We start from the raw sequence: 21,002 nt of genomic DNA on the forward strand, positions 1-21,002 counted from the left end.
CACCACCTACGCGAACGCCGACGAGACCCTCGCCGAGCTCGGTTACGCCCCGAACCGTCGCCCCGGCCAGGTCGGCTTCACCCAGCACGCCTGACAATCCAGCAGCGGAAGCCTTCGTTGGGCAGGACGCGGCGTGTATCCCCGCCTCCGCCAACTTCAGCAATCAGAGGACTTTAGATGAGCACATTCCGCACGCGTGCGGCCAAGACGGTTGCGATCGCCGCAACCGCTGTCGGCGCGATCACCCTGGGAGCATGTGGCGGGAACACTTCGGCCGCAGACGGTTCCGTGATGAAGGTCGGCGTCACCCAGGGTGTGCCTGGCGACCTGATCGCGGTCGTCGCCGAGAACGAGGGGTTCTTCGACAAGCGTGGCGTCAATGTCGAGTTGATGCCTCCGTCGTTGACCACCGCGCAGTCCGCCGCCGTCATCTCCAATGACCTCACGGTCGGCACCATGGTGCCCGGCACGCTGTGGCCGGCGGTCGACAAGGGCGCCTGCGTGAAGGCGCTCGGCTCCACCCTGGGCAACACGCTGGATGTCATCGCGCAGCCCGGCACGGAGATCAAGGGCGACCCCACCGATCCCGACACCACCATGAAGAGCCTCCAGGGCAAGACCATTGGCGTCACCTCCCGCGGCTCCGGCATGGAGCTGTGGATCACCGAGCTGCTGAACGAGGCGGGCCTGGACCCCGCGAAGGATGTCACGTTCGTGGCCGTCGGCGCGCCCGCGACCGCCATCCAGGCCTTCAACGCCAAGCAGGTCGACGCCATGTACTACGGGCCGACGATGGAGGAGCAGCTGCCCCCGTCGAAGGTCACCCGCGTGACCGACATCGTCGGCCGGGACGGCAACGCACTCTCGCCGCTGGTCCAGGGTTATCCGTCCGCGTCGTGCGACACGATCGAGCAGCGCCCCAACGACGTGCTGAACTACTGCAAGGCCATGTGGGACGCCTACGACTACTCGCGGGACCCGCAGAACGCGGCGACGATGGCCAAGTGGCTCGGTGAGCTTGTCGGCGTCTCGCCCGAGGGTGCGCCCGCGCTGTGGGAGTCCATCAAGGACGTCTACCTGCCCTTCACCATCACCGAGGATTCCTGGGCGGCGCAGGCGCCGCTGGCAGGCTCGCCTGCTCCCCAGGTGCCGGACTTTGCCGACACCGTCCACGCGCCGTGTGCAGGCGGCGATCCGCGATGAGTGTGACCTCGACAACCCCCACCGCGGCCGCCGGCGCGGCCGTGACGGCGGGCGGCAAACGTGCCGCCGATGCCAAGAAAAAGAAGAAGGTCGTTGTCGGCGCGACCGGTGTGAAGGCCAAGCTGTCGGGCGGGCCGCTGCTGGCGGTGCAGATCCTGCTACTGGCCGCGCTGCTGGGACTGTGGCAGCTCAGCTACAACTTCGCCGGCAGCAACAAGCTGGTGGTCTCGAACCCGCAGCTGGTGTGGAAGGCGTTCGTGGCCTGGCAGGACAAGGGCACCTTCTGGCCGGATCTGTGGTCGACGGTGTCGGCGGCGTTGATCGCGCTGGTCGCCAGTGCCGTGATCGGCATCGCCGTGGGCATCGGTCTGGCGCTGTCCCCGAGTGTGGAGGCGGTGGTCTCCCCGTTCCTGGACGCGATCAACGCCATGCCGCGCATCGCGCTGGCCCCGGTGTTCGTGATCTATTTCGGCATCGGGTCGACGTCGAAGATCGTGCTGGCCTTCACGCTGGTGGTGTTCATCATCACCATCAACACCCGTGCGGGTGTCGCCAGCGCTGACCCGGAGTTGCTGCGACTGTCGGTGGTGATGGGCGCAAACAAGTGGCAGCGCTTCTACAAGGTGCTGCTGCCGGTGGCGGTTCCCTCGATCTTCGCGGGCCTGCGACTGGGCCTGATCTACTCGCTGCTCGGCGTGGTCGGCGCGGAGCTGATCGCGTCCACGGCCGGCCTGGGCCAGCAGATCTCCGCGTCCTCGGCCGCCTTCGACCTCGGCACCGTCTATGCGGCGCTGATCGTGCTGGCGATCATCGCGGCGGCGTTCAATGCGGCGTCGGGCCGGATCGAAAAGGCGATTCTCCGTTGGCAACCCCCTCAGGACTCATGATGACGCATACGGACGTGACGACAACGGGCGCCGCCGGCGCCACCACCATCGAGGATCCGGCATTCGAGATCCGCTCCGCGACACTGGATTACACCCCGCCGGGTGCGACCACCTACTCGGGTGTTCGGGACCTGTCGATCACCGGCAAGCGGGGCGAGCTGCTGGTCTTGGTCGGGCACAGCGGCTGCGGCAAGACCACCGCGCTGAACCTGATGGGCGGACTGATCCAGCCGACCACCGGTTCGGTGTCGGTGCTGGGCACCAGCCCGGCCCAGGCGCGCTCGCAGATGGGCTACATGTTCGCCCGCGACGCGCTCTACCCGTGGCGGACTGCGCTGCGCAACGTCGAGCTGGGCATGGAGATCGCGCACGTCGACAAGACCGAGCGGCGCGAACGCGCGATGGACATGCTGCGCAGAGTCGGCCTCGAGTCGGCGGCCGACCGCTACCCCTGGCAGCTGTCACAGGGCATGCGCCAGCGGGTCGCCCTGGCCCGGACCTGGGTGATGAAACCCGCCCTGATCCTGATGGACGAGCCGTTCTCCGCCCTCGACGCGCAGACACGTGACGTCGTGCGCGACGAATTCCTCAACGTGTGGAGCCAGGAACGGCAGACCGTTGTGTTCGTCACCCACGACCTCAACGAGGCGCTGCTGATCGCCGATCGTGTCGTCGCGATGCGTGAAGGTCGCATTGTGATCGACACGAAGGTAGAACTCGACCGGCCCCGCGACACCATCGACACCGAGAGCTCCGCCGAGTACCGGGACATGCTCGCCGAACTGCGCGAAACGCTCAATCAGCACTGACCGCAACACACACCCCGGACAGCAACAGGGGCCGGCCCGGACAACGGGCCGGCCCCTGTCTCAGTCCCGACCGGAATCCTCGGACGGCAGATTCGGGCCATGTCGCATCCGCGTCGCGGGGTGCGCGCGGGCCACCCCTGGGGGCCCTTGTTCCCGATGCCGTCGGGGCGCAGGCTCGAACCATGACTGAATCACTGGTAGCGAAGGAAGCAGACCGCGTGCTCAAGGCCAAACATCGTGCAATGTGGGCGTCGGGCGACTATCCGGCGGTCGCGGCGGACGTGATCCCTGATCTGGGGGCAGTGCTGGTCCGGGCGTGCGGCGTGCGCAGCGGGCAGCGGGTCCTCGACGTCGGTGCGGGTACCGGCAATGTCGCGATTCCCGCGGCGCTGACCGGCGCCGACGTCGTGGCATCCGATCTGACCCCCGAACTGTTCGACGCGGGCCGCGAGCTGGCCGCCAAGCGCGGTGCCCAACTCGAGTGGCGCGCCGGCGACGCGGAGGCGTTGCCGTTCCCGGACGACGAGTTCGACGTCGTGACGTCGTGCCTCGGGGTGATGTTCGCGCCGCACCACCAGAACAGCGCCGACGAGTTGATCCGGGTGTGTCGGCCCGGCGGCACGATCGGGCTGCTCAGCTGGACGCCCGCCGGGTTCATCGGCCGGATGTTCGCGGCCATGAAGCCGTATGCGCCGCCGCCACCGCCCGGCGCGCAGCCGCCGCCGCTGTGGGGCGACGAAACTCACGTCCGCGAGCTTCTCGGGGACCGGGTCACCGACGTCGTCGCGCACCGGGACACCGTCCGGGTCGACCACTTCGATGGTCCCGAGGCGTTCCGGGACTACTTCAAGGCCAACTACGGTCCCACGATCGCGGTGTACAAGGCGATATCGGGCGAGCCCGACAAGGTCGCCGCGCTGGATCGCGATCTCGTGGACCTGGCCCGACAGTTCGACGTCGGCGCGGGTGCGTTCGCGATGGACTGGGAGTATCTGCTGCTCACCGCGGTCGAGCGCGCGTAACTCACCCGCGGAGCTGTGACAGTATGGCCAGGTGAGTGACCCCGTGCCTGGCCAGACGAACGACGCAGTGCCCACCCCGCCCGATCCGTTCTTCACGGTGGGCACGCGCCTGCCCGACAAGCTGGGCCGCACCGGCACCATCCACACCCCGCACGGCGACATCCGGACCCCGGCGTTCATCGCGGTCGGCACCAAGGCCACCGTCAAGGCCGTGCTGCCCGAGGCCATCAAGGACCTCGGTGCGCAGGCGGTGCTCGCCAACGCCTACCACCTGTACCTGCAGCCCGGCCCCGACATCGTCGACGAGGCCGGCGGGCTCGGGAAGTTCATGAACTGGGACGGCCCGACGTTCACCGACAGCGGCGGCTTCCAGGTGATGTCCCTCGGCGTCGGCTTCAAGAAGGTGCTGGCGATGGAGGCCGTCGGTGTGCAGTCCGACGACGTCATCGCGGCCGGCAAGGAGCGTCTGGCGCACGTCGACGACGACGGCGTGACGTTCAAGTCGCACCTCGACGGCTCGGCGCACCGGTTCACCCCCGAGGTGTCGATGCAGATCCAGCACCAGTTGGGCGCCGACATCATGTTCGCGTTCGACGAGCTGACGACGCTGCTGAACACCCGCGGCTACCAGGAGCAGTCGGTCGAGCGCACGCAGGCGTGGGCGGTGCGGTGCATCGCCGAGCACGAGAAGCTCACCGCCGAGCGCGCGCACCGGCCGTACCAGGCTTTGTTCGGTGTGGTGCAGGGTGCGCAGTACGAGGACCTGCGCCGCCAGGCCGCCCGCGGGCTCGAGTCCATCACCGGTGTGAGCGGGCGCGGTTTCGACGGCTACGGCATCGGCGGCGCGCTCGAGAAGCAGAATCTCGGCACCATCGTGCGCTGGGTCAACGAGGAACTGCCCGAGCACAAGCCGCGGCACATGCTCGGCATCAGCGAGCCCGACGACATGTTCGTCGCGATCGAGAACGGCGCCGACACGTTCGACTGCGTCAACCCGTCCCGCGTCGCCCGCAACGCCGCGATCTACCACCCGGACGGCCGCTTCAACATCAACACGGCGCGGTTCCGTCGCGACTTCACCCCGATCGACGACGAGTGCGACTGCTACACGTGCGCCAACTACACGCGCGCGTACATCCACCACCTGTTCAAGGCGAAGGAGATGCTGGCCTCGACGCTCTGCACCATCCACAACGAGCGGTTCACCGTGCGGCTCGTCGATCGGATCCGGGAGAGCATCGAGGGCGGCTACTTCGAGGAGTACAAGCGCGAGATGCTGGGCCGGTTCTACGGCAGCAAGCCGTCGTCCACCGGCGCGTAGGTCGGTTCGCGCTTCTTCACGAACGCGATCACGCGGTACGTCACGGGCATCACGACGATCTCGACGAGGGTCTTCCATACGAAGCCGACGATCACGTAGTTGATGAAGTCGTCCCACGTGGAGATGCCGATCGCTCCGGCCGCGATGGAGCAGAAGATGACCGTGTCGGCGAACTCGCCCACCACCGTCGAACCGATCAGCCGCGCCCACAGGTGCTGCTCCCGGGTGCGTTCCTTGATGAGCACGAGGACGGCGGAATTGAGCAACTGCCCGACGAGGTAGCCGGCGAGCCCGGCGATCAGCAGCCGCGGCACCACACCGACGACGGCGTCGAACGCGGCCTGGTTCTCGTAGAAGTCGGCCGCTGGCAGCTGCTGGGTGATCCAGAAGCTCAGCGCCGCCAGCAGCAGCGCACCGAAGCCCATGTAGATCGCGCGGCGGGTGGCCTTGAAGCCGTACACCTCGCTCAGGACGTCGCCGAGGACGTACGCGAGCGGGAACAGGAAGAACCCGCCGTCGGTGATGATCGGCAGGACCTGGAACGGGCCGAACGTAACGTCCTGATCCACGAAGAACGCGACCCCCTTGGTCGCGCAGATATTCGAGATCAACAGAGTCATCGTGAACAACGCCACGATGGTGGCATAGTAACCGCGGCTGACGTGGGCAAATGCCGCTGGTTCGGAAACGGTGGATCGGGACTGCACTGGCTCTGTCACCGCGCCATCCAAACATTAGGCGTGGTGTGACGGCGATCCGCACCCCGTGTCCGCCCGTTTTGCGCACTTACCGCCCCGGCGAGGCTGGTCTCCCCGGGGCGGTAAGTGCGCAAACGTGGGAACTACGGGGCGACCGGTTGGCCGACGGTGACGCGGTACGCGTAGGTCGACGCGATGATCGTCATCGGGATCGTGATGAACAGACCCAGGCCCAACGGGATTGCGCCGAGGATGTTCAGGCCCACCAACGCGAGGGCGAGCAGCAGCAGGGGGCCCCAGTTCGACGAGATCGCGCGGAAGCTGGACTTGATCGCGGTGACCGCATCCTGGTTCTGGTCGATCACGAACTGCAGTGTCCACCAGGTCAGGAAGACCACGATGATGCCTGGGATGACCAGCAGGATGAAGCCGACCGCGCTGAGCAGGCCGACGAGGAAGCTGGCCAGGACGACCGCTCCGACGTTCGCGAACTGGAAGAACGACCCGATCGACGGTTTCGTGCCGGACGTCTCGTGCAGCGCGCCGCCGATCATCGCCGCTTGGATGAGGTAGCCCACGACTGTGGTCACGATCAGGCCGATGATCCCCCACAGCGAGAACATGGGTGACCAGTCGATCGTCCCGTCGGCCGCCACTTCGGGCGACCTGTCGAAGATCATCCCGAGCACGGCCTGGATTACGGCCGCGATCAGCATGATCAGGACCCAGATCCCGGCGTTCCCCGCGAACTTCCGCCATCCGTAGGAGATGGCGGCGCCGACGCTGAGGCCGCCGACGTGCTGCAGTTGGCCGTAGCCGGCGTCGAATGCGGGCGGGGGCGGTGGGAAGTTGCCGGGCGGAGGCGGATAACCACCGCCGGGACCGGGCGGCGGCGGATAGCCGCCCTGGGGCGGCGGATAGCTCCCGGGCGGGGGCGGGTAGCTGCCGGGAGGAGGCGGGTAGCTCCCGGGTGGCGGGGGAGGCGTGGCACCGGGCGGGGGCGGGTAGCTCCCCGGAGGCGGCGGTGTGCCACCCTGCTGCGGCTCGTTGTTGCCGCCCTCCGGGTTCTGATTCGGGTCCTGTCCACCACTGGTCATGTGTGCACCTTGGTTCTCGTCGTCGGGGTACTGCTCGCGGCGAAGATGAATTTCTCGTCCGTGACCCTACGTCGCGAGTGGTCTGTTTGGGTGGTCCGTCGGCGGAGATTCACATGCCGTAAACCCAGGGATCGAGCGAAAGGGCTTTCGGATCCCACCGATCGAGAAGCTGTTGCGGGGTCACCGACTCCTCGTCGTCGGTCATTCCCAGCGATCGGGCGAGCATGCCGAGTACGTCTCGGGGTGTGTGGCCCAGACCCGCCTGGTCTGCGAGGGTGACGGCGCCGTCGCGCTTGGCCAGGCGCTTCCCTTCCGCGTTCAGCGCCAACGGCACGTGGGCGTACGCGGGTGCGGGCAGGCCCAGGAGACCCGCGAGGTACGCCTGCCGCGGTGCCGACGACAGCAGGTCGTCGCCGCGCACCACCTGGTCGATGCCCTGCGCGGCGTCGTCGACCACCGCCGCGAGGTTGTAGGCGGGGACGCCGTCGCCGCGCCGGAGGACGAGGTCGTCGACCGTCCCGGTGTAGGTGCCGTGCAGGACGTCCTCCACCGTGAACGAATCGGTGCCCGCCCGCAGCCGCAGCGCCGGCGGCCGTCCCGTCGCCCGCCGCTCGTCGCGTTCGGACGGACTCAGGTCGCGGCACGTTCCGGGATAGGCGCCGGCGGGTGCGTGCGGCGCCGAGGCCGCCTTCAGGATCTCCTTGCGAGTGCAGAAACACTCGTAGGTCAGTCCGGCGCGCTGCAGTCGGGCGATCGCGGCGTCGTACAGCGGCAGCCGCGAGGACTGGTGGACGACGTCGCCGTCCCAGTCCAGACCCAGTGCCGCGAGATCGTCGAGCTGGCGTTCCTCGGCGCCCGGTCGCACCCGGTCCAGGTCCTCGACCCGGACCAGGAAGCGGCGCCCCGTGGACCGCGCGAACAGCCAGGCCAGCAGCGCGGTTCGCAGGTTGCCCAGATGCAGGTCGCCGGAGGGGGAGGGGGCGAATCGTCCCGCATGCGTTGATCCGTCGACCTCGTTCGGCATTGCTGCAGCTTATCGAGGTGGGTGCGACTGTTCGGGACTCGGTCCGGGGCCGCCGGATCCGTAGCCAAGCGCGGGTGGAAGGCGTAGCGTCCACAGTGCTGAGCTTGTGCCGGTTGCCGCCTGCCGATCAGATGTCCCGAGCAGACCGTGACTGGTCACGCTTCGACGAGGAGTGCGCCTCGATTGCGGGGCCCGCGGTCAGGAGGAGCGGTGGCAACCGTCGCGTCGAAACCTGTTGCGGTTCGGCCGTATCCGGCCAGGTTCGCCCGCAAGGGCGCGTTGATCTATCGCGTGATCACCACGACGGATCCCAAGGTGCTCGGGATCATGTACCTGATCACGTCGTTCGCCTTCTTCATGTTCGGGGGTCTGCTGGCCCTGCTGATGCGTGCCGAACTCGCCGTGCCGGGCCTGCAGTTCCTCTCGAACGAGCAGTACAACCAGCTGTTCACGATGCACGGCACGATCATGCTGTTGCTGTACGCGACGCCGATCGTGTTCGGTTTCGCGAACTACATTCTGCCGCTGCAGATCGGCGCCCCGGATGTAGCCTTCCCGCGGCTGAACGCGTTCAGCTACTGGGCGTATCTGTTCGGTGGCATCATCGCGTCGGCCGGGTTCATCACCCCCGGCGGTGCGGCGGACTTCGGGTGGACGGCGTACTCGCCGCTCACCGACTACCTGCACGCGCCCGGGATGGGCGCGAACCTGTGGATCATGGGCCTGGCGCTCAGCGGTCTCGGCACGATCCTCGGTGCGGTCAACATGATCACCACGGTGATCTGTCTGCGTGCCCCCGGCATGACGATGTTCCGGATGCCGATCTTCACGTGGAACATCTTCATCACCAGCATCCTGATCCTGGTGGCGTTCCCGATCCTCACCTCGGCGCTGATGGGCCTGTTCGCGGATCGCGTGGTGGGCGCGCATGTGTACGACCCCGCGACCGGCGGTGTTCTGTTGTGGCAGCACCTGTTCTGGTTCTTCGGTCACCCCGAGGTGTACATCGTCGCGCTGCCGTTCTTCGGCATCATCTCCGAGATCCTGCCGGTGTTCTCACGCAAGCCGATCTTCGGTTACACGGGACTGGTCTACGCAACGATCGCGATTTCCGCTCTGTCCGTTGCGGTGTGGGCGCACCACATGTATGCGACGGGTGCCGTGCTGCTGCCGTTCTTCTCGTTCATGACATTCCTCATCGCGGTGCCGACCGGCGTGAAGTTCTTCAACTGGATCGGCACGATGTGGCGGGGCCAGTTGACGTTCGAATCCGCCATGCTGTTCTCGATCGGGTTCATCGTCACGTTCCTGTTCGGTGGTCTGTCGGGAGTCCTGCTCGCGAGCCCGCCGATCGACTTCCACGTCACCGACTCGTATTTCGTGATCGCGCACTTCCACTACGTCCTGTTCGGCACGATCGTGTTCGCCACGTATGCCGGCATCTACTTCTGGTTCCCCAAGATGACGGGCCGGTTCCTCGACGAGCGACTGGGGAGGTGGCACTTCTGGCTGACGTTCATCGGCTTCCACACCACGTTCCTCGTGCAGCACTGGCTCGGCGCCGAAGGCATGCCGCGCCGGTACGCCGACTATCTGCCGTCCGACGGTTTCACCGTGCTGAACTCGGTGTCGACGGTCGGTTCGTTCATCCTGGGTGCGTCGACCCTGCCGTTCCTGTGGAACGTCTTCAAGAGCTTCCGCTACGGCACCATCGCCACGGCCGACGACCCGTGGGGTTACGGCAACTCCCTCGAGTGGGCCACGACGTGCCCGCCGCCGCGGCACAACTTCACCGAGCTGCCCCGAATCCGTTCGGAGCGGCCCGCATTCGAGTTGCACTACCCGCACATGGTGGAACGGCTACGGGCGGAGGCCCACGTGGGTCCGGGCAGCGCCGGCCGCGCGGTGACGGCGGTGATCGAGAGCAGTGATCGGGAGGCGGACAGCGACCGTGAGCCGCCGCCCGAGGAAGAACGACACGACCCCGGCCGGCGCCGCGACGACACATGACGCCGCCGCGGCGGACGGTTCACTCAGGCCTTGCGCCCCAGGGCCGCGAGGCTGCGCGTCTGCCGATCGGCGTCCGCGGGCACCTCGACGGCCGGGCCGCAAACACCGTCCATGTGCAGCGAGTCGCCGAGTTGCGCGATGATCGCGTCGACCATGTCGAGGTCCCGCTCCGGAATCGTCGTGTCCAGATCTGCCGCGCGGGCGATGTCCCAGCCGTGAACGACGAGGTCGAAGCAGTAGAAGGTGCGGATCGTCGAGGCCAGATCGGTGCGCCCGAAGTGACCGTCGTATTCGAGCGCCGCCTTCGCTGGATCGTCGAGGATCGCCTGGACCGCATCCCGGGTGTGCCGCCAGGCGCCCGCCGGATCGGTGGTGGCGAACGGGCCGGGCGGGATGGACAGTCCCACGACGCCCATCATCTTCGCCTGCGTCCCGACGACGTGGTCGACCACGTCGCGGGCGGTCCAGCCGTCGCACGGCGAGGGGCTGTCCCAGCGGTTGGTGGGCACCGCGTCGACCCGCTCGGTGAGCGCTGCGGCGAGACGTCGGTACAGGTCCGGTGTGGTTTCGGTGATTGTCATGCGGCCGATTCTCCGTTCTCGGGGACGGTGCGGTCTTGCACCGATCGGACATCGAGGACCGACGCGTCACCGTGCCAGTCGGGGGCCTCGCCGGCGAGCAGGGCGGTGGGCGTGATCGACGCGATGCGGCGACACTCTCGCGACAGGTGCGCCTGGTCGCTGTATCCGGCCTCGGTCGCGAGCGCCGCCAGTCCCCGCCGGCGATCGGCCCGGGCCAACGCCATGAACCGCTGCAGACGGAGGATCGATCGCAGCGTCGACGGCCCGTACCCGAACGCGTCGTTGCAGCGGCGGTGCAGTTGGCGGCTGGTCATCGCCGACGCGTCTGCCAACTCCTCGACGCTCCACGAGCGAGTGGCCAGCGCGGACGTGATCCGGGCCGCGAGAGGGTCGGGCTGGGGCAGTGAGACGAGCCACCGCCGACCGGCGTCCTGCAGGATCGTCAGCCGTTCGGTGGTGTCGCCCGCGTGCTCGAGTCGATCGACGAGCACGCGTTCGGAGGCGGACCCGAGGACGTCCTCGAGTGAGACCCGGATGTCGCGGATGTGTGCGGCGGAGGTGCGCAGCACATGCGGGGCCGTGCCCGGCCGGAACCGGATCCCGAACGACTCGCTGCCCGGCGGCAACGTGAACGACCACGCCGATGTCTCCGGGCCGCACACCCGGATACCGGCACCGGCGATCCACAGCACGTCGATGCAGCCGTCCGGCACGAGAAGGTGGTGCCCCTCGGCGCGCGCGGACCACGCGCACACGAGCGCGTCGGCCAGGTCCGGTGCGACCGCGGTCGGCGAATACCACCCCATGCCGCTCAGCGTAGGAGCGGGCACCGACATCCCGCGCTCGAACCGGCTTGGGCCGAACAAGAGAAGAGGAGTTCCGGCATGAGAAGAGCCGTGCTTATCTCGCTCGCCGCATTGGCGGCGGGCGCCACGTTGGTCGGATGCTCCGACAACAACGACTCGGGCCCGACCCCCAGCACCACCCCGATGCCGACGACGGTGCCCGCGGCGGGCCCCGTGCTGTCGACGGGAGAGTCGAGCATCGGCCAGATCGTGGTGAATACCGACGACATGACGGTGTACGCGTACGACCGCGACGAGCCCGGTACCAACGCCAGCGCGTGCGACGCGGTCTGCCTGCAGATGTGGCCGCCGGTGACCAGTGATACGCCCAAGCCGGAGGTGCTGGGCGTCGCCGGCGTCATCGGCACCATCCCGGGGCCGCAGGGCGGCAACCAGGTCACCGTCAACGGAATGCCGCTGTACCTGTTCGCGGGCGATCCGCGGCCCGGTTCGGTGGCCGGTCAGGGGATGGACAACCTGTGGTGGGCGCTCAACCCCGCCGGCGAGAAGATCACCAACGCGCCGGGTGGGTGAGTGCCCCACGTGGTAGTACACAGCTCGGCGGGGATCACGCGTCGACGTGCCCAGCCGGCGTGGCTCTATCGGCGGGCGATGGCGACGATGATCCACACGATGAGCCACAGTCCGCCCGTGAGGATCGTCAGGATGAAGTGCAGCAGATGGTTGACGGGCTTTCGGCCGCTGACCACGACAGTCGCCGCTGCCGATGCCGACGAGGAATTGTTGATGATGATCGGAGCCGGCGGCGCGGCGACGGCGGGAGCGTGTACCTGAGGTGCGGTGTGTTCCGTCCACTGAATTCCGTCCCAGTACCGCTGAACCGGCTTTCCGTCCGGATCTGCGTACCAACCGGCAGGCGTCGTCGGGGGCGGCGGAGTCGGCGCCAGCGTCGCAGGAACAACGCTCGGAAGGACAAGAGTGTCCGGGTTCGACAGAACAGGCGCGGGCACGAGCGGGTTGTCGGGCGTGGTCATGGTTCCTCCGTTGGATTGGATTCGGTGTGTCGAATCTCCGCGCTAGTTGCGCGGAGCCGAGTCGTTCGGGGCGTGCGGGATCCGTGTGTCCGAGGCCTGGACAACACGTCGACAAGCGGAGATGCCGGCATATTGGCATCGGAACCGCCGCGTTTTCTACCGCTTCGGATGATGGCGGACAGCGGTGGTGAAGGCGGCTACCATCCGGTTGACCTCATTGGTTCGTGCGGCGCGCGTTGGGATGTTCGCCGGGCGCAGTCGGCATCGTGAGAAGGATGCTCGAATCGATCGACTCCGTGAGAGGCGGTAATTCTCCGCGGACTCGCAAACGTATTCGTCGCTGGACGCCATCATCCCCTCGGATTCGTCGTGCACTGTGCTCCACCGACCAGCACCCCCCAGTGAGCGCCGACGTGAGTGCCCGTCCATTGCGGGCACTCGGCCACGTAACGATACAAGTTACATTCGCGCCCCGACACGAAACGAGCCTTGTCCCGGTGTCGGGGACGGCTGTCCCCCTGCCGGTTCCCGCGGGGTGGGTCGGGTGGTGGGCTGATCCACCTGTCTCCAGATGTGGCTGCCCGCCACGAGCGACACCGCGCGACCCGAAGTTGCGGGCGAGAAGATCACCAACGCGCCGGGCGGGTGAGCGTCACTCGCCGGGCGGGAAAGCCTGGGCCGCGCCGAACACCTCGACGGTCACCCGGGCGCCGACATCCGGTGTGCGGGTGCTCGCCTGACGGACCTGGATCTCGGCGCCGGAGTCGAGCGTGATGTCGAGCATCGACGGTGCGCCGAGGAACTCGGTGCGGGTCACCGTGCCCGTCCCGCCGCCGGAATCCCCGGCGACTTCCGTCGCGACGATCTGCTCGGGCCGCAGCATCAGCCGTGCCGGGCCGTGGATATCGGTGTCGCGTACCGGGATCCGGCCCAGGGCGCACGACGCGACACCGTCGGCGACATCCGCCGGCAGCACCACGCACTCGCCCAGGAACCGGGCGGTGAAGTCGTCGACGGGGGAGTGGTAGAGCTGTTCGGGCGTGCCCACCTGCGTGAAGCGTCCGGTACGCATCACCGCGACCTGGCCGGCGAACGTCAGTGCCTCTTCCTGGTCGTGGGTGACCAGCAGGGTCGTCACGCCGGCCGCACCGAGCGTGGCCGCCACCGATTTGCGGGTCGTCACGCGCAGTCCGGCGTCGAGGGCGCTGAACGGCTCGTCGAGCAGCATCACCTCCGGATCGCGGGCCAGCGCTCGTGCCAGGGCGACGCGCTGCTGCTGGCCACCGGACAGCTCGTGGGGGCGCCGCCGCCCGTACGACGCGTCTAGCGAGACCATCTCCAGCAATTCGGCGACTCGTCGGTCGGATGATGCCCTGCGGCTCCCGAACCGGGAGCCGGGGAGCCCGTACGCGATGTTTCCGGCGACCGTGAGATGGGGGAACAGCGCACCGTCCTGCGCGACGTATCCGACGCGTCGGCGGTGCGCGGGCACCATCTGGTCGCGGCCGGCGACGACGGAACCGGCGATCGACACCGTCCCGTCGTCGGGGCGCTCGAATCCGGCGATGATCCGGAGCAGGGTGGTCTTGCCGCAGCCCGACGACCCCACGACCGCGGTGATCGAGCCGTGCTCCACGCCGAGGCTCACACCGCGCAGCACGTCCGTCGGTCCGAACGACTTCGACACCTGGTCGATCACGATCTCGCTCATGCGCCGGCCGCCTTCCGGGATTGACTGAACAACAGGTAGGTCATCGGCAACGCGAGGGCGATCATCAGCAGCGCGTACGGCGCCGCGGCCGCGTAGTCGAGCTCGCTGGTGAGCGACCAGAATCGGGTCGACAGCGTGCGGGTGCCGTTGGGGGCCAGCAGCAGCGTCGCGGTCAGTTCCGTCGCGATCGCCATGAACACCAACGCGGCCCCGACCGCGGCGGACGGCGCGGTCAGCCGCAGCGTCACGCGCAGGAACGTCGTCCACGGCGGCCTGCCGAGCGCCGCCGACGCCTCCTCCAGGCCCACCGGCACCTGCGCGAGACCGGCGCGCAGCGACACGAGCGACCGCGGCAGGAACATCAGCACATACGCGACGATCACCATGATCGTGGTCTGGTACAGCGGATTCGCGTAGCGGATGGTGACGGTGATCAGCGCCAGCGCGGTCACGATGCCCGGCAGCGAACTCGTCACGTAGTTGGTGCCCTCGACGATCTTGCTGAACACGCCGGGCCAGCGGATCGCCAGCCACGCGACGGGGAACGCGAGCGCCGTCGCGGCCAGCGCGCCGACCAGGCCGAACGCGAGGGTCTGTGTCAGTGCCGGCCACAGCGCCGCCGACTGCCACACTTCGCTGCCGCCGATCCGCAGCCAGCGCACGATGGTCCACAGCGGCACGCCCAATGCCAGCACCGTCAGCGCGACGAGCGCCAGCGTCGCGGGCACGGCGCTCCACCGGAGTCGGATCCGTGGTGCGCTCCGGGCCGCGCCGGAGCCGATGCGGGCGTACCGGGCGGACCCGCGGGCCGCGGCCTCCGAGACGAGCAGCACCAGGCAGCACACCACCAGCACGCTGGCGAGCATGCTGCCGGCGACACCGTTGAACGTGGACTGGAACTGCTCGAGGATCGCGGTGGTGAACGTGTCGAACCGCAGCATCGCGAAGGCGCCGTACTCGGCGAGCAGATGCAGGCCGATCAGCAGTGCCCCGCCGAGCGTGGGCAGCCGCAGCTGCGGCACGACCACCCGGAAGAACACTGCCCAGGGGCTGGACCCGAGCGCGCGGGCCGATTCCTCGACCGCCGGGTCGAGTCGGCGCAGCGTCGCGGCCACGGGCAGCGCGACCAGCGGGAAGTAGGAGAGGGTGGCGACGAGGACGCCCGACCACAGGCCGTGCAGCGAGGGAATCACCGTCACCCACGCGTAGCTGTTGACGAAGGCGGGGACGGCCAGCGGGGCGGCGAGAACCGGTCCCCACCAACGGAATCCGAACACCGTGGTGCGTTCGACGAGCCAGGCCGCACCGACGCCGAGCGTGACGCAGATCGGGATGGTGACGACCACGAGGGAGACCGTGTTGACCAGCAGTTCGCCGACGCGGGGGCGGAAGATCAGCGCGGACGCAGTCTCCCACCCGGTCGAGATGGTGGTGGTGACGACGTAACCGAGGGGGATCAGCGTGACGGCCACGAGGGCCGCCACGATCAGAACGAGAACCAGCGGGGGGCGGGGCCGTGCCCGCCCCCCGAGCCGGTCAGAGAAGGCCGGCATCCGTCATCAGCTGAGTGACCTTCTGGCTGTTGAGCTTCGACGGATCCACGTTGGGTGCCTGCAGGTCCGCGAGCGGCACCAGCTTCGGGTTGGCGGCGACACCGCTGCCCACCGGGTACTCGAACGAGGTACCGGTCTGCAGGATCTCCTGGCCGGCCTTGCCGGTGATGTACTTCAGGAACGCCTGCGCCGCTTCCGCGTTCTTGCTGGACTGCAGCACACCGCCACCCGAGATGCTGACGAAGGCACCCGGATCTTCGTTCTTGAAGTAGTGCAGCTCGGTGTTCTTGCTGTTCTCGCCGGTCTTGGCCTGGTCGCCGAACCAGTAGTACTGGTAGATGATGCCGCCGTCGATCTCGCCGGCGTTGACGGCCTTCATCACCGTGCTGTTGCCCTTGTAGACGACGGCGTTCTCCTTCATGCCCGCCAGCCACTGCTTGGTGACGTCCTCGCCCTTGAGCTCGAGCAGCGCGCTGACGATGGCCTGGAAGTCGGCGCCGGACGGCGACGCGCCCCAGCGGCCCTTCCACTCGGGGTTCTGGAGGTCGAGCAGCGACTTCGGCAGCTGGTCGGCGGTCAGCTTGTCCTTGTTGTAGACGAACACCGTCGAGCGAGCGGCGATGCCGGTCCACTTGCCGGTGGACGGCCGGAACTGCGTGGGAACCTGCTCGAGCGTCGCGGCGTCGACGTCGGCGAACTGCCCGGCGTTCTCGACGAGCGCCATCGCCGGCGAGTTCTCGGTGAGGAAGACGTCGGCCGGCGACGCCTTGCCTTCGGCGACGATCTGGTTCGCGAGCTCGGTATCCGAGCCGTTGCGGAGCGTGACCTTGACGCCGGTCTCGGCGGTGAACCCGTCGACCCATTCCTGCGTGAGCGACTCGTGCTGCGCGTTGTAGACGGTGATCTCACCGGACGGCGCGCCGGAGGCGGCGGGATTCGAGGTGCCCGAGTCGGAGTCGTTCGAGCAGGCGGTGATCCCCACCAGTGCCGACGCGAGGAACGCCGCACCCACAATCCTCTTCCAGGTTCTTGCCATGTCGGACCTCTCGTCGCTCTCACCGGTGCCTCCGATGAGGTATGGCTAAGCAACATACACCGCAGGTGGGGGTGGTCACTTTCGCCGTCTGCCTGGTGGGACGTATGGCCCTGCATGTGACCTGTCGTCGGCAGGTGAGGAAAGAGAAGAGCCCCCGGTGACTGAGTCACCGGGGGCTTCCCGTGGCGGAGGATAGGGGATTTGAACCCCTGAGGGCGTTAACCCAACCCGCGTTCCAGGCGAGCGCCATAGGCCACTAGGCGAATCCTCCGTTGGGGAGCATACCGGTTCGAGGGGTCGGAATGCCAAACGGGCCCGAGGGAGGGGTGCGTCACTGCGCGATCGGTGGATCTGGTTACACTCGTAGACGGATCCCGCGCGGCGCGCATCCTGTGAACTCCCCCAGGGCCGGAAGGCAGCAAGGGTCAACGGGCTCTGCCGGGTGCGCGGGGTCCCCTATCTTCCCGTCCCCGACCGGTCGTGTCGGTGAAAGGCCGCCCGCATGCCTGTACAAACCCAAATCGGGTTGATGAGCCATGATGAACTTCGCGCCGAACTCGAGCGTCAGAACGCGAAGTACGAGCAGCTCAAGGCAGAGAAGCTGAAGCTCGATCTCACGCGCGGCAAGCCGGCACCCGAGCAGTTGGACCTGTCGGAGCGCCTACTCTCCCTGCCGGGTGACGGTGACTTCCGCGACAGCGACGGCACCGACTGCCGCAACTACGGCGGCCTGACGGGCCTGCCGGAACTGCGCGCCATCTTCGGCGAACTGCTCGGCATCCCGACGGCGAACCTCATGGCCGGCAACAACGCGAGTCTCGAGATCATGCACGACACGATCGTGTTCTCGCTGCTGCACGGCACCCCCGATTCCCCGCGGCCGTGGTCGCAGGAGTCGGCGATCAAGTTCCTGTGCCCCGCACCGGGTTACGACCGGCACTTCGCGATCACCGAGTCGTACGGCATCGAGATGATCGCGATCCCGATGCGCGACGACGGCCCCGACATGACGCGGGTCGCGGAACTGGTCGCTGCGGATCCGCAGATCAAGGGCATCTGGTGCGTTCCCACGTACTCCAACCCGACCGGCGCCGTGTACTCGGAGGATGTGGCCCGCGCGCTCGCGTCGATGCCGACCGCGGCCCCCGACTTCCGCATCTACTGGGACAACGCGTACGCCGTGCACCCGCTCGTCGAGGAGTGCGCCCCGGCGCTCGACATCCTCGGTATGGCGGCAGGGGCCGGCAACCCGAACCGTCCGCTCGTGTTCGCGTCCACGTCGAAGATCACCTTCGCCGGCGCGGGTGTGAGCTTCTTCGGCGGCTCCGATGCCAACCTGGCCTGGTACCAGCAGCATCTGGGTAAGAAGAGCATCGGCCCGGACAAGATCAACCAGCTGCGCCACCTGCGCTTCTTCGGCGATGCCGATGGCGTTCGCGCGCACATGGCCAAGCATCGCGAGATCCTGGCCCCGAAGTTCGCGAAGGTTCTCGAGATCCTCGACGATCGGTTGGGCGCGTCGAAGGTCGCGTCGTGGACCGAGCCCAAGGGCGGCTACTTCATCAGCCTCGACGTGGTCGACGGCACCGCGAAGCGTGTCATCGCGCTCGCGAAGGATGCCGGCATCGCGCTCACCGCCGCCGGCTCCGCCTTCCCGTACAAGCAGGACCCCGATGACAAGAACATCCGCCTCGCCCCGAGCTTCCCGTCGATGGACGAGCTCACGAAGGCGATGGACGGCGTCGCGACCTGCGTCCTGCTTGCGGCCGCGGAGCACGCGCTCACCAAGCACTAACCGTCGAACACGACAGTGGCCGGTCACCTCGAGGTGACCGGCCACTCCCGTTCAGGGGTTCGCGGGGCTAGGAGAGTGCGGCGACGATGCGGTCGACGACGTTGTTCGCGCTGTAGTAGTCCAGGCGGAAGCTGTCGTAGTCCAGCGGGTACACGGCACCGCGCTGCACCGACGGGACGGCGGCGAGTGTCGGGTCGGCCTTCATCCGGTCGGCACCCGGCTGCTGCGCGTTGATGATGAAGGTCGTCGCGCCGGTCAGTGCGAGCGGCAGGTTCTCGGCGTTCACGGCGACGATGTCGGATCGGCCTGCTTCCGCGCCGGCGCCGGTGATCTCGGTGGGCAGCGTCGCCAGGGTGAGGCCGAGGCGCGTGGCGAGCCGTCCCTGCGCCGACTCGGTCGTGAAGATGCGCGAATCCTCGGGGTTGTTGTAGGTGAGAATGTTCACCGGCGCGGCGCCGGCCTGCAGCGCGGGAGCGATGGTGTTCTTCGCCTCGTCCACCTTGGCGTCGAACTCGGCGATCCGTTCCTTCGCTCGGTCCTCCTTGCCGACCGCGGCGGCCAGCTGCGTGGTCAGTTCCTGCCACGACTTGTCGGAGTAGTCGAACAGCAGGGTCGGGGCGATCTTGGACAGGACGTCGACCTGCTGCGCGGCCGAGTCGGCGCCGCTCGTGGAGACGACGATGAGGTCGGGCGCCGCCGCGGTGATCTTCTCGACGTTCGGCTGGCCCTGGTAGAGGACCTCGACGTCGCGGTCGGCGGCGACGTCGGCCCATTGCGTGAACAGGCCCTGATCGTTGGTGACGGTGCTCTTGGGCTGCGCGGCGGTGCCGATCAGCGGCGCGTCGAGCGACAGCAGCGATCCGGTGAGCGTGACGCTCGTGGACACGATGCGCTGCGGCTCTGCGTCGAGCGTGACCGGGCCCTTGGCGGTCTCGACGGTGCGCGGCCACTCGCCGGACTGGGCGGTGGCGGCGGCAGCAGCGTCTGCGGATTCGTCGTCGGACGAGCACGCGACGGTCGTGACGCCGATCGCGAGGGCGCCGAGAACGACCGCGATCCGGGTGCCGACGGATCGGCGGTGAAGCGTGGTTGGGGACAAGGGGGTTCCTCCTGAGGGTGGGTACGATGAGACCCTACTTTTAGGGCAGCATCACCTAAGTAAGGGGTACCTATGTCGAACGTCACGTCGGTCGACGGCCTGGCGCGACGTCTGCGCGCCGAAGGCGGGCCGTTGATCGATCCGGGGCCGCGCGGATTCGTGACCGCGACGTTCGTGTGGCGGGCGCCGGCAGGATCTCCGGTTCGCCACGTCTATCTGGAGGCCAACGGCATCACCGACCGGCGGCGGCCCGAACGCAATGCGCTCCAACGGGTTCCGGGGAGTGATCTGTGGACGCTGTCACTCGAGGTTCCGGAGAGATGGCGGGGCGGCTACGGATTCCTGCCCCGGGTGGAGCCGATCACCGGTCCCGCCGAGGGGCAGACGGAGTGGGAGTGGTGGCGGGCCGTGATCGCCGGACTCGTCACGGACGAGGAGAACCCGCGTCCGCCAGTCTCGTCGATGGGGCTGCCGGCGCGCTCGGAGGCGGTGATGCCGGGTGCCCCCACGCAACGCTGGTGGGCGTCCGATGCGCCGGTGCGTGGCGTGCTGACGGAGGAGTCGCGGATCCTCGCGGGGGTGCGCCGCAGTATCTGGATCTACGAACCCGCGGGGATCGCGGATCGCGACCGTCCGGTGCTGGTGCTGTTCGACGGCCGGGTGACCGCCGTCGAGATTCCCATCGCCCCCGCGCTCGACCGACTCGCTGAGCGCGGCTACCGGGTGCCGCTCGTCGTGATGATCGACAGCATCGAGCCCGGACTGCGCTCCAGGGAACTTCCTTGCAGCACCGAGTTTCTCGATGCCCTCACCGGCGACCTGCTGCCGTACCTGCGCGAGCGGTGGCAGGCGACGGGCGATCCGGAGTCGGTGCTGGTCGGCGGTTCGAGCTACGGCGGCCTGGCGGCCACGTTCGCAACGCTGCACGCACCCGACGATTTCGGCGGGGCGATCAGCCTGTCCGGATCGTTCTGGTGGCCGCGACCCGACATGCGGGGACGCTCGGTGCAGGCACGGCTCGCGGATCTGGACGTGAGCAAGTCACGTTTCTGGATGGCGGCTGGGGTGCTCGAACCCCGACTGATCGAAGAAAACCGAGAGGTGCGGGACCTGCTGCGGGCCAAGGGGTTCGAGGTGGACTACCGGGATTTCTGCGGCGGCCACGACTACATTCAGTGGCGCGAGCTGCTGGTCGCGGGGGTGGCGGCGCTGCTGGGCCGCGCCGTCTGAGCTCCTCGGGGTCTGGCGAGGGAGCTGGCCGAGGCACCTCCGGGACGTTCCTCCCCCCGGGTGGTGCTGGGTCGCTCGTTACGGGT

General features: G+C 68.1%; 19 protein-coding genes, 1 tRNA gene and 1 other RNA gene. 10 read left to right on the top strand and 11 right to left on the bottom strand.

The genetic code is table 11. The features are described from left to right. Positions 1-177 precede the first annotated feature (177 nt). The 5 genes from J2X34_RS16520 to tgt all read left to right on the top strand — a co-directional run bounded on the left by J2X34_RS16520 (position 178) and on the right by tgt (position 5,242). Positions 178-1,203, top strand: a complete 1,026-nt coding sequence (locus J2X34_RS16520; RefSeq protein ID WP_114721371.1) for an ABC transporter substrate-binding protein — start codon at positions 178-180, stop codon at positions 1,201-1,203. Next, positions 1,200-2,090, top strand: a complete 891-nt coding sequence (locus tag J2X34_RS16525) for an ABC transporter permease (RefSeq protein ID WP_254622744.1) — start codon at positions 1,200-1,202, stop codon at positions 2,088-2,090. Before J2X34_RS16520 ends, J2X34_RS16525 begins: the two co-directional genes overlap by 4 nt. Next, positions 2,087-2,899, top strand: a complete 813-nt coding sequence (locus J2X34_RS16530; protein ID WP_429518433.1) for an ABC transporter ATP-binding protein — start codon at positions 2,087-2,089, stop codon at positions 2,897-2,899. Before J2X34_RS16525 ends, J2X34_RS16530 begins: the two co-directional genes overlap by 4 nt. A gap of 182 nt (positions 2,900-3,081) precedes the next feature. After that, entirely contained in the window at positions 3,082-3,921 is an 840-nt protein-coding gene (locus tag J2X34_RS16535; RefSeq protein ID WP_114721367.1) for a class I SAM-dependent methyltransferase, read from the top strand. Positions 3,922-3,952: 31 nt separating this feature from the next. Continuing rightward, a complete protein-coding gene (tgt, locus tag J2X34_RS16540; RefSeq protein ID WP_429518436.1) occupies positions 3,953-5,242 on the top strand; it encodes a tRNA guanosine(34) transglycosylase Tgt in 1,290 nt (429 codons plus the stop codon). Here tgt and J2X34_RS16545 read toward each other — a convergent pair. From J2X34_RS16545 to gluQRS, 3 genes are all read right to left on the bottom strand, one after another. Continuing rightward, positions 5,209-5,961 (bottom strand): queuosine precursor transporter, encoded by a 753-nt coding sequence (locus J2X34_RS16545; RefSeq protein ID WP_429518438.1) that lies wholly within the window; start codon positions 5,959-5,961, stop codon positions 5,209-5,211. The two genes, tgt and J2X34_RS16545, sit on opposite strands and share 34 nt — an antisense overlap. Positions 5,962-6,083: 122 nt before the next feature. Beyond that, positions 6,084-7,037 carry a hypothetical protein gene (locus tag J2X34_RS16550; protein ID WP_429518440.1) on the bottom strand — a complete coding sequence of 318 codons (954 nt, stop codon included), beginning with the start codon at positions 7,035-7,037 and terminating at the stop codon, positions 6,084-6,086. Between the two features lie 109 nt (positions 7,038-7,146). Then, positions 7,147-8,061 (bottom strand): tRNA glutamyl-Q(34) synthetase GluQRS, encoded by a 915-nt coding sequence (gene gluQRS / locus J2X34_RS16555; RefSeq protein WP_429518441.1) that lies wholly within the window; start codon positions 8,059-8,061, stop codon positions 7,147-7,149. A 210-nt stretch (positions 8,062-8,271) separates the two neighbouring features. Here gluQRS and ctaD point away from each other — a divergent pair, with 210 nt between their 5' ends. After that, complete coding sequence (ctaD, locus tag J2X34_RS16560; RefSeq protein ID WP_429518443.1) at positions 8,272-10,071, top strand: aa3-type cytochrome oxidase subunit I; 1,800 nt, start codon at positions 8,272-8,274, stop codon at positions 10,069-10,071. A 23-nt stretch (positions 10,072-10,094) separates the two neighbouring features. Here ctaD and J2X34_RS16565 read toward each other — a convergent pair whose 3' ends face one another. Beyond that, complete coding sequence (locus J2X34_RS16565; protein ID WP_429518445.1) at positions 10,095-10,652, bottom strand: TIGR03086 family metal-binding protein; 558 nt, start codon at positions 10,650-10,652, stop codon at positions 10,095-10,097. Continuing rightward, positions 10,649-11,458 carry a helix-turn-helix domain-containing protein gene (locus tag J2X34_RS16570; protein ID WP_429518447.1) on the bottom strand — a complete coding sequence of 270 codons (810 nt, stop codon included), beginning with the start codon at positions 11,456-11,458 and terminating at the stop codon, positions 10,649-10,651. The genes J2X34_RS16565 and J2X34_RS16570 overlap by 4 nt, the downstream gene beginning before the upstream one ends. 78 nt (positions 11,459-11,536) lie before the next feature. On the opposite strand from J2X34_RS16570, the gene J2X34_RS16575 reads away from it, so the two are divergent. After that, a complete protein-coding gene (locus J2X34_RS16575; protein WP_429518449.1) occupies positions 11,537-12,031 on the top strand; it encodes a COG4315 family predicted lipoprotein in 495 nt (164 codons plus the stop codon). 65 nt (positions 12,032-12,096) lie between these two features. Here J2X34_RS16575 and J2X34_RS16580 read toward each other — a convergent pair whose 3' ends face one another. The 5 genes from J2X34_RS16580 to J2X34_RS16600 all read right to left on the bottom strand — a co-directional run bounded on the left by J2X34_RS16580 (position 12,097) and on the right by J2X34_RS16600 (position 17,063). After that, positions 12,097-12,492, bottom strand: a complete 396-nt coding sequence (locus tag J2X34_RS16580; RefSeq protein WP_429518450.1) for a DUF2510 domain-containing protein — start codon at positions 12,490-12,492, stop codon at positions 12,097-12,099. Between the two features lie 652 nt (positions 12,493-13,144). Then, positions 13,145-14,203 carry an ABC transporter ATP-binding protein gene (locus J2X34_RS16585; RefSeq protein WP_429518451.1) on the bottom strand — a complete coding sequence of 353 codons (1,059 nt, stop codon included), beginning with the start codon at positions 14,201-14,203 and terminating at the stop codon, positions 13,145-13,147. Next, positions 14,200-15,756, bottom strand: a complete 1,557-nt coding sequence (locus J2X34_RS16590; RefSeq protein WP_429518453.1) for an ABC transporter permease — start codon at positions 15,754-15,756, stop codon at positions 14,200-14,202. The genes J2X34_RS16585 and J2X34_RS16590 overlap by 4 nt, the downstream gene beginning before the upstream one ends. Further along, positions 15,740-16,792, bottom strand: a complete 1,053-nt coding sequence (locus J2X34_RS16595) for an iron ABC transporter substrate-binding protein (protein ID WP_114721343.1) — start codon at positions 16,790-16,792, stop codon at positions 15,740-15,742. Before J2X34_RS16595 ends, J2X34_RS16590 begins: the two co-directional genes overlap by 17 nt. Before the next feature lie 183 nt (positions 16,793-16,975). Next, a tRNA-Ser gene (locus J2X34_RS16600) sits at positions 16,976-17,063 on the bottom strand. A gap of 95 nt (positions 17,064-17,158) precedes the next feature. On the opposite strand from J2X34_RS16600, the gene ffs reads away from it, so the two are divergent. Next, an RNA gene (ffs, locus tag J2X34_RS16605) (signal recognition particle sRNA small type) lies at positions 17,159-17,253 on the top strand. 41 nt (positions 17,254-17,294) lie between these two features. Beyond that, positions 17,295-18,587 carry an aminotransferase class I/II-fold pyridoxal phosphate-dependent enzyme gene (locus J2X34_RS16610; protein WP_429518455.1) on the top strand — a complete coding sequence of 431 codons (1,293 nt, stop codon included), beginning with the start codon at positions 17,295-17,297 and terminating at the stop codon, positions 18,585-18,587. A 67-nt stretch (positions 18,588-18,654) separates the two neighbouring features. On the opposite strand, the gene fepB is transcribed toward J2X34_RS16610, so the two are convergent. Next, on the bottom strand, positions 18,655-19,686 hold the full coding sequence (fepB, locus tag J2X34_RS16615; protein WP_429518457.1) for a Fe2+-enterobactin ABC transporter substrate-binding protein: 1,032 nt from the start codon (positions 19,684-19,686) through the stop codon (positions 18,655-18,657). Between the two features lie 72 nt (positions 19,687-19,758). Here fepB and fes point away from each other — a divergent pair, with 72 nt between their 5' ends. Beyond that, a complete protein-coding gene (gene fes, locus J2X34_RS16620) occupies positions 19,759-20,916 on the top strand; it encodes an enterochelin esterase (RefSeq protein ID WP_429518459.1) in 1,158 nt (385 codons plus the stop codon). The last annotated feature ends 86 nt before the right edge of the window (positions 20,917-21,002 follow it).

Source organism: Rhodococcus sp. BE178 (genome assembly GCF_050433545.1).
GTDB lineage: Bacteria > Actinomycetota > Actinomycetes > Mycobacteriales > Mycobacteriaceae > Prescottella.

What these genes read in the sequence shown, in the direction of transcription:
- J2X34_RS16575 (WP_429518449.1), top strand. Translation starts at nt 11,537, where the DNA reads ATGAGAAGAGCCGTGCTTATCTCGCTCGCCGCATTGGCGGCGGGCGCC.
- J2X34_RS16580 (WP_429518450.1), bottom strand. Translation starts at nt 12,492, where the DNA reads ATGACCACGCCCGACAACCCGCTCGTGCCCGCGCCTGTTCTGTCGAAC.
- J2X34_RS16530 (WP_429518433.1), top strand. Translation starts at nt 2,087, where the DNA reads ATGATGACGCATACGGACGTGACGACAACGGGCGCCGCCGGCGCCACC.
- J2X34_RS16520 (WP_114721371.1), top strand. Translation starts at nt 178, where the DNA reads ATGAGCACATTCCGCACGCGTGCGGCCAAGACGGTTGCGATCGCCGCA.
- J2X34_RS16595 (WP_114721343.1), bottom strand. Translation starts at nt 16,792, where the DNA reads ATGGCAAGAACCTGGAAGAGGATTGTGGGTGCGGCGTTCCTCGCGTCG.
- J2X34_RS16585 (WP_429518451.1), bottom strand. Translation starts at nt 14,203, where the DNA reads ATGAGCGAGATCGTGATCGACCAGGTGTCGAAGTCGTTCGGACCGACG.
- J2X34_RS16610 (WP_429518455.1), top strand. Translation starts at nt 17,295, where the DNA reads ATGCCTGTACAAACCCAAATCGGGTTGATGAGCCATGATGAACTTCGC.
- J2X34_RS16550 (WP_429518440.1), bottom strand. Translation starts at nt 7,037, where the DNA reads ATGACCAGTGGTGGACAGGACCCGAATCAGAACCCGGAGGGCGGCAAC.
- J2X34_RS16535 (WP_114721367.1), top strand. Translation starts at nt 3,082, where the DNA reads ATGACTGAATCACTGGTAGCGAAGGAAGCAGACCGCGTGCTCAAGGCC.
- J2X34_RS16525 (WP_254622744.1), top strand. Translation starts at nt 1,200, where the DNA reads ATGAGTGTGACCTCGACAACCCCCACCGCGGCCGCCGGCGCGGCCGTG.
- J2X34_RS16570 (WP_429518447.1), bottom strand. Translation starts at nt 11,458, where the DNA reads ATGGGGTGGTATTCGCCGACCGCGGTCGCACCGGACCTGGCCGACGCG.
- gluQRS (WP_429518441.1), bottom strand. Translation starts at nt 8,061, where the DNA reads ATGCCGAACGAGGTCGACGGATCAACGCATGCGGGACGATTCGCCCCC.
- fes (WP_429518459.1), top strand. Translation starts at nt 19,759, where the DNA reads ATGTCGAACGTCACGTCGGTCGACGGCCTGGCGCGACGTCTGCGCGCC.
- J2X34_RS16565 (WP_429518445.1), bottom strand. Translation starts at nt 10,652, where the DNA reads ATGACAATCACCGAAACCACACCGGACCTGTACCGACGTCTCGCCGCA.
- J2X34_RS16590 (WP_429518453.1), bottom strand. Translation starts at nt 15,756, where the DNA reads ATGCCGGCCTTCTCTGACCGGCTCGGGGGGCGGGCACGGCCCCGCCCC.